Consider the following 13,934-nt stretch of genomic DNA (forward strand, 5'->3'; position numbering starts at 1 on the left):
CCTTAACTAACATCAGTTAACTAGATGCCACAGTAAGACTCTGGGGATTTATAAGCGCCTCAATCCTGCCGGTAGGTATTACTGGTGTAAATAGAGAGGGCATGTCAGCAATAGAGAGAGAAAGCTTTTCCACAGGTGGTAGGTCTGATTCTTTCGGATGTTTCTCAAGAAAACGCTGGTACCTCGTCTTTAATGCACGTGTATTCTTAGCAAGTTTTAACTGATCGTCAATAACTTTCCCGCTCATATTGGGTGTTTCTATGGTTGCAGGGGTAGTACTAGGTGAAGAGTATTCGCTATCCTCATCACAGTAGGGCACAATTTTATCCGATTCGCTGCTTCCCCATAGGCCATAGTTCCAAAGCCTTATAAAGAATTGGTAAATAGGATAATACCAGCTGGATACATGTTTATTGAGTCGAGCCTCCACCTTAGCATGCTTACCTATTTGCCCCAGAAAGCTGGTAGACATTTCGCTTTCTAACAAATTGCAGCATTGCTCGACTAGCTCATATTTTTTCTGTTTAGCGAAATGTTTTAGTAATTCCATCTCAGCTTGAGGACGTTCTAAGCTGCGTCCTTGGTAGCGTTGAGTATAAAAGGCTGCCATATCAGCTAGTAGTTTTCGGTCGAGATAGGATGACTTCTGAGTGACGAGCTCTTCTAACTTATTAAAAATACATACGCTAAAATCGCGTTGGGGTAGCTTAGCCATAACCAGGGAAATATTGTGCAAATACTCAGCCTTGGAGTGAATTCGTTTGTTACTCAGATAATCAGTGATTAATTTAAGCAGAGGGGCATTGGGACCTGTATAGTTGATTAGATAAGCACTGATTAGGGGCATCTTGGTCCAGGAATCGCTAAGGTTCCAGGTTTGATTAGAGAGCTCTTTCCAGTCAATAAGGGCATGGTTGTCTCTGAGAATTTCCCTTACCTTAAGATTTTCAGCATGCTCATTGTTAAACCAGCTGATGATTGAAGAAAAAACCTCCGACATTTTGTTTCTGAATTCAGCGGGGAGATAATCTCTGGCCGCTAAGGCATTAAGAATAGAGCGTTCTAGTTTTTGTACGGCAATGCTGGGGTCGAATTGGCCGTTATTGTAAAATAGTTCCGTCCGACCATGATTGGCGCACCTAAAAATCAATTCACCTAGTAGTTCTTTGCCTATCGCTAAATCTTTATCAGGATTAGCCCTTTGAGAAAAATGTCTTTTAATGAAGACAGAAATCTCTTTCAATTCTGCACCAGACCAGGCCATTTTATCGGAGTAACGAAGCTCTTCTTTGTGGAACAAAAATTCACGCTGTTTTTCCAAGATGAGAAGAAGAAGGCGATATTGGTAGCTGCTTTGCGACCAATTTTTTTGCTTGTTCAAGGCTTCTATTGTCGGCAAACAATGTTGCTTATGGAAGAAAGACGCAAATTGTTCAGCAAGCTCTGGGGCGACCTGTTGTATAGACTCTAGGCTGCTTGATTTCAGAAAATAACGCCAAATTAGTGAGGCATTCGCCTCTGAACCTAGCAAGGTTGTTAGAAGGGTATCAAATTGTTCTTTAGTGAGATTTTTATGGGTATAAACACGCTCATCTAAAAGGGAAAGCGCGTTTGAAAGCAATTCAGGTTTGCCACTAGATTGCGCGTAGTTCGCAAAGAGTTGTAGTCCTTCAGTAAACCAGGGTTTGTCTTTGTGATTGTTGAGAAAATTGGCAAAAATTGCAGATGCATCCTGTTTATCTAAAAAGGCAGCGACCGCACTTTGCTGTGTTTCAGAAAACAATTCTCTACGCTTGCTGTCATTCTCAAGGATGACCTCAAATAATTGCTCGGCATTTGTGCTTAAATTGATGTCAGCTAATAGAGGAAATGCTTTATCTGCCGGTTGATACCGTACGATAGCTGCAAGATTATCTTGGTGTAGCACCTTAGTGCTGGCTGCCAGGCGCAGGTTAATCTCTCTGCTTAACCATTCTTGCTTATCGCTCTCGCTATTCGCATAGACTTTTGCCAGGGTATTTTCGGTAAAAATATCATTGATTAATAAATCCATGGCTGCAGTAGACTGTTCCAATTGCTCAGCCGGAACCTTAGCCAGTAAAAGGGCTGATGTATTGGCTTGAAACAAGCTCTCATACCGCACTTCGCCAGAGGCTGTAAGTGTTCCTATTAAACGCTGCTCATTATCGTAAAAACTCATTCCTGGCTCGATGCCTGGTAAGCCGAGGAGAGGGCGAGGCACATCATTAACAAAGGTCATTGCATAGTTCGCTTCGTTGATAAAGCCAATTTTTCCGCGTTCTGCGTTGTATATCAATGACGATTGCTTACGTGACAATTCAGTTTGAACGAAATTTTGATGGGGTAAGTAATTTTTAAGCCATTCAACCAAGGTATTTCCTGCCTTAGGCTGGTTTTTTTGCTGGCCTGAAGAGGCGGCGCTAACGATAAAATCAGCAACCTTAAATAAGAGGTCAGAACGAAGGCTGGTTAGGTTGTCATTGTAATAACCATAAAGCACGCCTAAGGCCTTATCAGCGATTTCTGGCTCACTGGATTTTTGTTCAATACAAGCATCTTCTAACTGATTAAGGAGGGCGCGAATGCTGTCTTCAGCGCGGAAGGCGAGTAGCTTTTCTCGTTTTTCCAGCAAATGGTTTTTTCGTTGAGCTGACATCGACCTTGCCTTTTCAAGGCGAGTCATACTCTCCTGATGATGATTCGGAAAAGCCATTTTATTTTGAATCCAACTGTTAAGTTGTTCAAATTCAGCTTGCTTTAAAGTCAATGAAATAAAGCGATAACGCTCACAGAGTGCATAGATAACCTGAGGGTTCGAGGATGCAACAAAGTTAACCGAAGTAAGGAGACGTTGAATCCATACGCCATTCATCGTGCTTGACGACAAAGAGCTATCTTTTTTCGCTAGGATACTTTCGGCTATAGTGACGAGTGTTCTATCGCCCAGCAATGACAAATCAGGCTGACTGAGCCGGGTTTTAATCAACTCAAGCGATTTGCTATTTGCTTCGGAATAAGATTGGCATAAATGGGTAAGCAAATGGCGGGATGCTTTGTCATAAGCCTCATCTTGGCTATTGAGGCCGGATAGGCAATGAGAGATGAGCTGATCAAGAATTTCTGGAGCCATTTGACAGATGCAGTCATTAACGACGTTGATTCTGGAGTTTCTAAACAAATTAGATATCAATTGAATGGCGGTTCGGCTTTCCGGACTCTCTTGCTTCACCTGTAAAATAGGCGAATAGCTTGCAATAAGCTGATTGATGGCATGAGGGTGAGCCGTCGCAAAGCTATGATCAATTAGTTCATTAAAGGCCGCGGCTCGTGAACTTAGATCACTCTCTGGTTGATAAAGGCCTTCTCGCAGCAATTTACAAGAAATTGCCTGCATAGCGCTGTAGTCAATTATATCCAGATTATGTTCAATCCAAGTTGTTAGATCGCTCCCTTTAGCAGCAGACTGGGTGATTAGAAGTTTGAGGGGTACATTCTGTGCTTTTGCAGTTTGAACATAGCTAACTAGATCTTTGAAGTCATCTAGCCCTAGTAGAGCTGCGAATTCAATAAGAGCCGCTAGCACTTCGATATCTGCATTATAGAGTTCTGTCAAAATAGAGCTTAAGGAGGTCGGAGGGATCAATGCTGTAACCTGTAAGCCAGTAAGCAGAAGGCTGGTTTGATTTTTTAAGTGAAGTATATTCTTTATTTTTTGATCCAGTTCCTCACATTCTTCCGGTTTTGCAGATTGCACCAACTGATAAAATTGTTCAGAGAGGTCTTTATTGTTGGGATAGGCTTGGCTATCCAAGCAACAATCAAAAAGTTGATGAATAAATTGCTTGCGTTGTGGATTTTGCAATAACCCTTGTGCGAGGTGTTGTTGCAGACTGGCTAACAACTCCGGCTCTTGCATTGTTGAGGGCAGGACACTAGCTTGTGGTTCTCTGCTTTCATCAATTTTCAAACAGACCGTTTTGATTTCTGCGCTTAGTGAAGCAAATCTCTCGGTGCTGATTAAGCTAGGCAGGTTTTTGCTTATTGTAGAGCTAGCCATTTGCTCTCTAAGCGTTGTGAGTGCTGGTTGCAGCTGGCTCAGTAGGCTATGTAGTTTCTCAGGATTTGCTTGATCAAGCTCATTAAGATGGATTTTAAATAGGATTGAAGCAAGATCATTCAGCTTTAATCCATAGGTTTCAAAGGCACGGTAAAGCTTTCTTTCTTCCTCTTTGTTGAGGGAGTCAGCCAGGTCAAAGGCTTGATCGTAAAGTTGATCTAACTGCGTGATGAGGGGGCCAAGAGTTAGGCGTTCAGTTCTATTTTTTAAGCTCTGAATCCAGGCGCCTAATGGCTGCTCCCCAGGTTCCAGGTGAAGAGGCTGCTCACGTATACGAGCTCGCTGCTTATCAATAATAGTTTTGACACCTGCGGGTGACGATATGGACAAAATCCTTTCTAAGCTTTGTTGATTAGGCTGCTCTAATGCTGCTGGAGAACTAGCAAAGTCTATAAATAACTCAGCAAGCAAACTGTTTGTTCTTAAGGACTGGGAAAAGGTTCTACATATATGCTGAATATGCTGCTGGATCGGGGAATCCAGGGCAAATTGTTGCAGCATATTGCGTATTCTTGCTTTGAGTTCTGGCTGTGAAACAAGATTAAATAGCTGAGATAGGTCGACGGAGTTGTCCTGGTTAAATAGTTTCAACTCATTTTCAAGCTGTACTAGCAAGCTCTCAATGTTTTCATTATCACGCGGCAAGTTTGCCTCTAATTTTTCAAGGGTTAATACCAGCAAAATTGGGCTGATACGTTGCTTACAATAAAGCAAAAGTGACTCAGTACTTGAGAATTCTGCCATTTGCTGAAGTGTCTCTATTGGTAGTTGCGACAAGTTTGAATTGTAAAAATGGATACCAGCAATATTTTCCAGCAGGCTTGGATCTTCAGGCGATAAATTTAATAAAAATTGAAAATGACTATTGTGCGCAAGTGCAGTAAAGGACTTATAAATCAGTGGTTGTACCAAGCCATAAGATAGCACGAACCCTAGTTGCAAACGCTCAGCGGCAGAAAGTTTCAGTGAAGTTAGGAGGTCTAAGCGCTTTCTTGTTGGCATTGAGAAGAGCAAAACAACGAGTTGGAGTTGAATCGCTTTATGTTCGATTTGATTAGTACTAGCACTCAGCCTCTGTAGGCCTAAGAGAATATAGGTTTTAACCGCATTTTCTAAGCGCTGATCATCAGTGCTTGCTAAATGTCGTGCTGCTTCTTTCAGTAAATAGATATAAGAATCTTTCTGTTGCCGACAATAACTGGCAAGAGAAATGCCCGCTTGTTGCTTTAAGACTCGCTGTAAAACCTCATAATTGGTGACTGGGCTTGTCGTATTAGTAAGGATGTTTGCTAAGGTCTCGATCGTGGCATCGTTCTTTGTAGCAAGCAATTCTTTCAAGCAGCTTTGCTGATGATATCTTAGGGCTTCATCAATTGCTGTGGAGCTCTTGTTATCTCGACTTTTTATTGAGGCACCATGTTGTAAAAACAGTTTAACTAACTTGTCAAGGCCGCGTGCAGCAGCAAGATGCAAAAGCGTTTTACCTCCTGTCCAACGGCAAGCTAAAACGGTAGGATTTTGTTGTAAATATTTGGCGACGTTTGCTTCTGAATAGCTAGTGTCAGGTTTTTGTATTAGCCTTAGCATGGGCAAGGCAGCAAAAAGGGTTTGGATAGCGCTTTGATTGGCGGCCTTTGCAAGTTGCAGCATAGATTCTGATGAAGAGGTTTGATGATCAACTTGAGCATCTTCTTGCTCGAGATAGTAGGTAACAATTGTCTCATAGCCACGGGCTGCAGCTGTGTGCATAGGAGACTGTGATTTATACGTAGAGACTTCGGTAAACAGGGGACGTAGCCCTTCATTTTCAACGAGGGTTTGCCCGACTATAATTGGGATCTCTGGATTATCATTACGAGCAAAGGCGTATTCAATTGGGGTGAAATTATTCTTGCTATCTTCCTTAGAAAACAGCGCTTTAATCGTTTTAATATCAGTCTTTCTTAATAATCTGAGTAAGGATTGAATAACAGTTGGTGATTGAAAACAAAAGATAGTATGCAGCAAATTATGCTTTGGAAGAAAACCCAAAAGAAGAGAACTACTACCATTAATCACAGTGTCTAGGTCTTTCCACTCTAAGCAATCAAGAACATTTAACAGTGCCAGAGCTATGCGGTCTGAGTGAGTTTTTTCAAAAAATTCAACGACTCCTGCATGAGCAGAAAAAGAGGTGGTACGAACGAGGCGGGTAAATTTTGCAGGGCTAATTTTGCCTAGTGCATCGACCAGGGAAATAGCAATATTGTCGTCATTACCTTCTAGAAAATTATTAAAATTTGCGAAATTAGTCTGGCCTAATTTATTAGTAAATATCAATTGAGTTATCTGGTCTTCATTTAAAGAATTTAATCTTGCAACTATCTTTGCTCGAGTAGTTTGTGGTGCATACTTCATTAGAGTAAAAAAAAGTGCCGTATCAGCACCATCACTAAGCAAGGCTGTAAATTCAGAGTCTTCACAGGCAATCAACTCATCTGCTAATTCATCACATAAAGTTGTGGGAGCATAGCTAAATGCTAGCGCAAGAGGAGGGGCAATTAAGGATTCTGTTTCTAAGGCGACCTGTGTCCTATCTTGCGGGAAAACTTTGGCAAATAATTCAGGGATTGTTGATGCAGCGTCGGCTAAATTGGAGAGGAGAAAAGATTTAATTCGAGGGTTGGTAATTTTAGAAATTTCTAGCTTAAAATCCTCAATATTTATTCCCATTTTTCTATCCTTAGAGCTTGCTTCCGGCTGAAGAAAGTATACCCATTTTTTAAGAAAAGTAAAACCAACAAAAATTAAGGCTAAAAAAGCAGTTGGATCAACACATTAAACAATCTCCTGATGCTCAAACTGCAAAAAATTTTAAGATTTTTAAGGGAGAAAGAGTAGGGGCTGTTCGTATTTTATTAGACTTTTTGATTAACCAAAACGGGTAAGATAATTCGAACTAATAAGCCACCGTTTTTACGGTTAGAGGCTTGAATATAACCTTGATGTAATTTAACCGCTTGATGAGCAATGGAAAGACCTAAACCATAGCCTCCGGTTTTCTTTTCTCTCGAGGGATCAACGCGGTAAAAGGGATTAAAAATCTTATCCAATTGTTCTTCGGGAACACCGGGGCCATTGTCTTCAATATCAATATAGATTTCAGTATTCGAATCAGCCCAGTGTAGGTAGATGTTAATCTGAGGATCGGGGGCAGAATATCTCAGAGCATTACGCATAATATTTTCAATTGCCCGATGGATTAAGCGCTCATCCAAAAATAATTGGCAATTTGCCGCGGGATGAAACTCAACCGCAGTATGTTCGCCACCTGTTTCAAAATTGGCATCATCGACAATTTGTTTTACTAGGTCAGGTAAATTAATCAGAGTCTTATGAAGTTGGGTTGATGATTTTTCAAGTCTCGCGAATTCAAGAATCTCACCTATCAGGGTATTTAGCCGTAAACATTCAATTTCCATGCGGCGAAACTCTGCGTCGGCTGTAGGGCTTGCTTTTTTGCGTCCTAGTTCAATAGCAATCTGCATCCTGGCTAAGGGTGAACGCAGCTCATGGGAAATATCTTGTAAGAGCCGTTCCTTAGAGTTGACGATTGTTTCCAATTGTTCAGCCATTTGATCAAATTCACCACTTAGTTCAGCAATTTCATCGCGATGGTGCCCTTTAAAACGTCCGACACGGGTGTTTAACTTACCTGTCGCCAGCGATTTCGCGGCCTGTTGCAGGGAACGTAAGGGTTGAGTCAGATAGATTGATAAAAGGTAGCAAATAAGACCGCTGATAATAATGGCGATCGCTAGGCGGATAGTCAGGCCAGCCCAGGGAATTTCGACAAAATGAGCTAGGGGCTTTTCACTAACAGCAACTAAGCGGTATGCCTTTCCTGACAAAGACAATATTTCATGGCTGACAATGACGTCGCCAAATTTTAATAAACCGTCATCCAGCTCTTCTTTGACCAGATTTGCAGAAATCTGATTAACCACCTCAGGTGGTTTTTGGTTTCCTATAATTTCACCCGAATTGGTGAGCAAATATAAGGTCATTTGCTTGGCTGCACCTGTATGCGAAAGCCATTTCTGCAAGGCCTCGCTACTGCTTGATTCAAAGGTAACTACTGCGGCATGCGCGTAGCTATCCATAAAGACTCGTTCACGTGCAGGAATTGAGGACTTTTGGGCAATCTCACTGGTTACCCAGGCTGTGGTGATGATAATTAATATCGTCGCTATCCAAAAGGATAGGAAGATTTTCCAATACAAACTACGCATTAAACATATACCCAAACCCTCGGACTGTTTTAACGATTGGTTCACCTTCTTGGTTGTCACCAAGTTTATTGCGCAGATTCGAAATATGAACATCAATACTTCGATCATAGGCAGTGTATTTTCTGCCTAAGGCATACTCGGTCAGTTCTTCCTTCGAAAAAGCCTGTCCTGGTGATTTAATTAGCATTTCAAGAATATTAAATTCGGCATTTGTTAGCTCCATGATTTGGCCCTCATGGGTCGCTACTCGCTTAGAACAGTCAACGACAATATTTTGATGCTCAATGATAGGCCGTTGAGCAGGGATTTTTTGAGTTCGGCGAAGAATTGCACGTAACCTTGCAACCAGTTCACGCGGATTGCAGGGTTTAGGTAAGTAATCATCAGCACCGATTTCAAGACCGACAATACGGTCAATATCATCACCGCGAGCGGTCAGCATTAACACAGGGGTTTCCAGATGTTCACGAATAGCTTTTAGGACTTCAAAGCCATTGAGTTTAGGTAACATGACATCAAGAATAATTGCGTCAAATGATTGGTTGAGTGCCTTTTTAACAGCATTATCGCCATCATGAGCTGTGACAACGTTGAAACCTTCGGGTTCTAAATATTGAGTTAAAAGATCAGTGAGTTCGGTATCGTCATCTACAATTAAGATGTTGCTAGTCATTACGTCTCTGTCCTCAATTCATGGTTTAGCCGCTTATCATAACAAGCTAAAAGCTTAATTCGTCGTGCATCGGCATTTATGATTTTAAATTCAAACTCATCGATTGTAATCGACTCTCCGCGTTTCGGTAAGTACCCAAAGTTAGTCATGACGATTCCCCCAATGGTGTCATAACTTTCATCACTGAAATGCGCATTGAGCTGTTCATTGAATTCGTCAATAGGGGTATGGGCTTTCACAATGTAGTAGTTATCACTGTGTGCTTTGATATAGGCTTCTTCATCAATATCAAATTCGTCTTCAATATCACCAATAATTTGCTCAATAATGTCCTCAATAGTCACGAAGCCGTTCACGGCACCGTATTCATCAACTACGATAGCCATGTGATTACGATTGTTGCGAAACTCGCTAAGTAATAAATCCAGGCGTTTGCTTTCAGGGACAAAGGTGGTTAGGCGGATAATGTCTTGCAAATCAAATTCAGTCTTTTGTTCTGTCTGAAAACGTAGCAAATCCTTCGCATGTAAAATACCGATAATTTCATCACGATGATCGCCGGTAACTGGAAAGCGAGAGTGGCCTGTAGATGTTACGATTTCAATGATCTCTTTAAGATCTGCATCTTGCGAGATAGAAATCATTTGTTTTTTCGGCAACATGATATCGCGTACACGCATTTGAGCGAACTGGATTACGCCTTCAATCATGCCCAAGGTTTCCGAATCAATTAAGGAACGGCTATGGGCATCACGTAATAAGCCAATCAGTTCCTCTTTGTTTTGCGGCTCAATTTGTAAAAATTGCCGTAAACGCGCGAATAACGATCCGCCATCATCCTCTTTACTCAACGTCTTCGTCCTCTAGCTTGTAGGGATTGGAAAAACCAAGTTTAGCAAGTAACTTAATTTCCTGTGCTTGCATCTCCTCGGCTTCATTGTCTTTAATATGATCATAGCCTAACAAATGCAAGACCCCATGAATGACGATATGGGCCCAATGTTCTTCCAAGGGCCTATCCTGTTCTATGCTTTCCTTAGCTAAGACTGCGGGGCAAATAATCACATCGCCGAGCAAAGGAAATTCAAGTTCGATGTTATCAGGAACAATAATTGGAAAGGCAAGCACATTAGTTGCTTTATTTTGTTCCCTGTAACTATGGTTTAATTCGGTGATTTCTTCAGTATTAACGATACGCAGAGTCAATTCAGCTGACTCCATATGTTCAATCAGTGGAAGTTCAGCCCATTGAATCAGTAATTCGTCACTAATTGGGATGACCTCGTCAGTTGCGTGTTGTAAATCAATATGATAAGTCATTATTTATTATCCTTTTGATGTTCATCATAGCAATCAACAATTCGAGAAACCAAGGGATGTCTGACCACTTCGCGGCTCGTAAAGGTATGTATACTAATCTCATCAATGTTCTGCAGTAATCTAGTCGCATGGACTAAACCTGAGGCAGTGCCTTTAGGCAGGTCAACCTGAGTCATATCGCCGGTAACGACAGCCTTTGAACCAAAGCCCATTCGAGTTAAAAACATTTTCATTTGCAGGATTGTGGTATTTTGCGCCTCATCCAGAATGATAAAGGCTTCATTTAAAGTTCTTCCACGCATAAATGCCAGTGGCAAGACTTCAATCACATCAGTTTGAATAAGTTTCTGCGTTTCTTTAAAGCCTATCATTTCATAAAGGGCATCATAAATAGGCCGCAAATAGGGCAGTACTTTCTCAACAAGATCACCGGGTAAAAACCCAAGCTTTTCGCCGGCTTCGACAGCGGGTCGTACAAAAACAAGCCGTTGAACTTCGCCTTTCTCAAAACATTCGATCGCCTTTGCAACAGCAAGATAGGTTTTTCCTGTACCTGCAGGGCCGACGGCAAAAATAATATCGTGAGTATTAATCGAGTTTAGGTATTCAGCCTGCTTGTTATTTCGAGGTAATAAGGTTTTGCGGCTTAAGCGAATTGGTGAAGAGGTTGTAAGTCGAGACGCTTGGTCTTGATCGTTAAGTAAAGAATTCACAAGCTCTGCATGTATTGGTTTGTCTGTCATTTTATGAAGTTGATTAATCACTTGTCTCACTCTGGAAAAGTGTTTGTCTGAATTACCATACAAGATCGCCTCATCATGACCAACTTTAATTTTTATATTAAAAAAATGCTCTAATAATTTGATATTTTCATGAAGTGCGCCACAGAGATTAGCTAGTTGGCGTGAGCTCAAGTGAGGGAATGCTATGATTTCGTTATGCGAAGTACTGCTCAAAATGGTAATAGGCTAGGTTATATATTTAAAAGAATAGTGCATAAATGGGTTAGATAGCAAGTAATTAACGATTGGGCAGGGACTAAGCAATCTCAAAAAAACTCGAATTCCCGCGGCTTGACCGCGGGATCTGGTCGTGGTTAAAGCTACATGGACCCCGTGGTCAAGCCCCATATCTACACAAGTGCATCTGTAATAGGTCATGTCCCTCCTAGTCTCAACACTATGTCATCCTGAGTGCAGCGAAGGATCTCCTGAATGTGGCACCGTGCTAATCCCGGAGATCCTTCGCTGCACTCAGGATGACGTGGCGTTGGGGGGGACAGGGCGTTCAATTACAGACATTTGTGTAGATACCTATGGGTCAAGCCGCGGGGATTCGGAATTGGTTAACGGATTTCGATGTTTTGTCCCACACAAAGGCTAATACCACCTTTACTGAATGTACTTAATACCCCCTTAATGAAAATACATTAATCTAAGTGAACATAAAAATACCTACAAGTACTCCATGTACTACCAAGACTATTTACAAAATAAAGCGCTAAAAAGCACTTTGCGAGGCAGGTTAAACAAGCAAAGGGCTGTTGAAAATGCACCGATTACTATTCGTGATTTGATTGTCTATCCAGATGATGCGCAGTACTCCTTTGGCGAATCCAATTATACTAGTGAACACGAGTCCTCCGCCGATTCTGTTAACCGACTGACTGACCATATAAAATCGCTGGCAACCATTGCCAATCTCTATCATCAGCAAGCTTATTGCGAAGCAACTGACGGTAGTAATTATCAACTAAAGGCTGAATACGCGAATACTATTACCCGAATGTCATTATGTGAATTCTCACTTTATGCTAAAAAGCCTCTTAGTTTGGATGAATTTTCCCAGATAGTTGAAAATTTATCGGGAATAGCTCGGAATTGTCATGATAATGTTCATCTTCTGCTTAGTTCATTTTCAGTTCTAGATAAGCATGGGAAGTTATTGAATGTCAGCATTTATTTACAAGGTGGTGAAAATGCTAAGGTGGATACTGTAAGTAAAGGGACTGCTTCAGCAATAGATGTTGACTATCAGCATACAGCAAAATTTTCACAACAGACTGAAGCTGAAATTAGTTCTAAAGTTAGTAGTTTTGTAGCGAGCCCTAAGGCAACTGCGGATGTCATTCCATCAAATAGTATTTTGGAAATAAAGACAAAGGGTGGTGCTAAGTATACCCAGGCTATTGATGTCTGCTATGACCATGCTAATCATCATTCCAGGCGTTTATTGCAATCAGTGTTTAATGCTGAAGTGGAAACAACGCAATTTATCCCTGAGCAGGCGGATCATCTTGTTACAGCTAATTCTGTTGATATTTATGAGTCAGCAAAAATTTGCCCCTATGCTTTACATGTGGATCCTCGGCCTTTATTAGCTCATGACCCAAAGAATGTTGGCAGCCGCACAGACATGCAGTTAAGGCTCTCTGAAACTGTTCTAGCTGGTGTAAAAGAGGAAAAATATGGGTCTATGAAATTGACTCAGGTGCCAGGACGATTACTCGTTAAAAATCCACCTTTCGGTGCTAGTTACACCGTGAAAATCTTACAGGAAAGAAAGCTGGGTGGTTATGTAGATAGCCTGAAACCTAAGGTTGAAGCGTTCAATTCTAAAGTCATGGAAAAAACAGTTGATTCACTAGTTACTACTCGGTTTATTCCTGGCGGCATAGACGACGAAGATTTTCATCAATTAGAAGATACTAACGCAAGAACTCTTATAGGTGCTTTCCAACTAATTAAAATCTTAGCAAGACAAGCCGAGCCTAATATTTTTGAATATTTTTTTAATACCGAGAGTTACGTAATTAAAAATCAAGCGAAGGTGATTATCGATAATGCAGCGCAAATGCTGGATGAATTTGACGATAGTAAGAAGGATTTTCTTGTTTCCTCAGAACCATGGTTAAAAGATATTCAGTTTAGATTATCTCAGATTGACAATGGGTTTCCGTATTACTTTATGTATAAAATGAAGTCGGCCCTTAGTGATTTTAATTCCCTGATTGGACAAGAGATGGCTTTAGAGTTTTAAACTGAACTGTTCATCCTTGTCATTTTCTTCTTCTTGTTTGGCATGAATGCCCTGAGTTATTTTTGTGATTATCGGTGTTAATACTGCTTCAACATTATATGATCTACATGGCTTTTCTATTTCAGGAAGCCTCATCCCGCAAACCTCATCAAAGCTTTGTAGCATCTTTGGATCATTGGTCCAAAGAACAATTGGTACATCTATATTTCTCTCGCGCATTGCTTCTGCAACATCTGGTCCATTCACTTTAGCTAGAAGTGTTGTTGGATAGGTGTCCAAACGGCCGTCTAAAATGACTAAGTTGTAATGATTTACTGGGTTCAATAGATAGTTACAGGCTTCAACGCCGTTAGCTATCGTTTTGATCACACAATTGGGGAAACTATCGGTTAATATGTCTTTCATTTTTTTGCGGTGATGAGGGTCGTCTTCAACTAAAACAATTAAAATCTCACCTTGTCGAGTAATGTCTTCGGCCATAGATTGCTCGCAA

At 41.1% G+C, this 13,934-nt stretch carries 8 protein-coding genes; 1 reads left to right on the forward strand and 7 read right to left on the reverse strand.

Annotated elements, in window-relative coordinates:
• Nucleotides 1–16 precede the first annotated feature (16 nt).
• The 6 genes from BN1094_RS17015 to BN1094_RS17040 form a co-directional block, all read right to left on the reverse strand.
• Complete coding sequence (locus BN1094_RS17015) at nt 17–6,850, reverse strand: ankyrin repeat domain-containing protein (RefSeq protein WP_044012350.1); 6,834 nt, start codon at nt 6,848–6,850, stop codon at nt 17–19.
• Between the two features lie 185 nt (nt 6,851–7,035).
• Nucleotides 7,036–8,409 carry a two-component system sensor histidine kinase CpxA gene (gene cpxA / locus BN1094_RS17020; RefSeq protein ID WP_044012352.1) on the reverse strand — a complete coding sequence of 458 codons (1,374 nt, stop codon included), beginning with the start codon at nt 8,407–8,409 and terminating at the stop codon, nt 7,036–7,038.
• A complete protein-coding gene (gene cpxR, locus BN1094_RS17025; protein ID WP_044012353.1) occupies nt 8,402–9,082 on the reverse strand; it encodes a two-component system response regulator CpxR in 681 nt (226 codons plus the stop codon). Before cpxR ends, cpxA begins: the two co-directional genes overlap by 8 nt.
• Entirely contained in the window at nt 9,082–9,933 is an 852-nt protein-coding gene (locus BN1094_RS17030) for a CorC family transporter (protein ID WP_044012354.1), read from the reverse strand. Before BN1094_RS17030 ends, cpxR begins: the two co-directional genes overlap by 1 nt.
• Nucleotides 9,926–10,402 (reverse strand): rRNA maturation RNase YbeY, encoded by a 477-nt coding sequence (ybeY, locus tag BN1094_RS17035; protein WP_044012355.1) that lies wholly within the window; start codon nt 10,400–10,402, stop codon nt 9,926–9,928. Before ybeY ends, BN1094_RS17030 begins: the two co-directional genes overlap by 8 nt.
• Nucleotides 10,402–11,316 carry a PhoH family protein gene (locus tag BN1094_RS17040; protein ID WP_245614386.1) on the reverse strand — a complete coding sequence of 305 codons (915 nt, stop codon included), beginning with the start codon at nt 11,314–11,316 and terminating at the stop codon, nt 10,402–10,404. The genes ybeY and BN1094_RS17040 overlap by 1 nt, the downstream gene beginning before the upstream one ends.
• 553 nt (nt 11,317–11,869) lie before the next feature.
• Between BN1094_RS17040 and BN1094_RS17045 the strand changes: the two genes are divergently transcribed.
• Complete coding sequence (locus tag BN1094_RS17045) at nt 11,870–13,441, forward strand: hypothetical protein (RefSeq protein ID WP_044012360.1); 1,572 nt, start codon at nt 11,870–11,872, stop codon at nt 13,439–13,441.
• Here BN1094_RS17045 and BN1094_RS17050 read toward each other — a convergent pair.
• The gene (locus BN1094_RS17050) at nt 13,430–13,921 is read right to left on the reverse strand and encodes a response regulator (RefSeq protein ID WP_141650507.1); all 492 of its coding nucleotides are present in this window, start codon (nt 13,919–13,921) and stop codon (nt 13,430–13,432) included. The genes BN1094_RS17045 and BN1094_RS17050 overlap by 12 nt on opposite strands.
• Between the last annotated feature and the right edge of the window lie 13 nt (nt 13,922–13,934).

The sequence above is a fragment of the Legionella massiliensis genome (assembly GCF_000756815.1).
In the GTDB taxonomy this organism is placed as follows: domain Bacteria; phylum Pseudomonadota; class Gammaproteobacteria; order Legionellales; family Legionellaceae; genus Tatlockia; species Tatlockia massiliensis.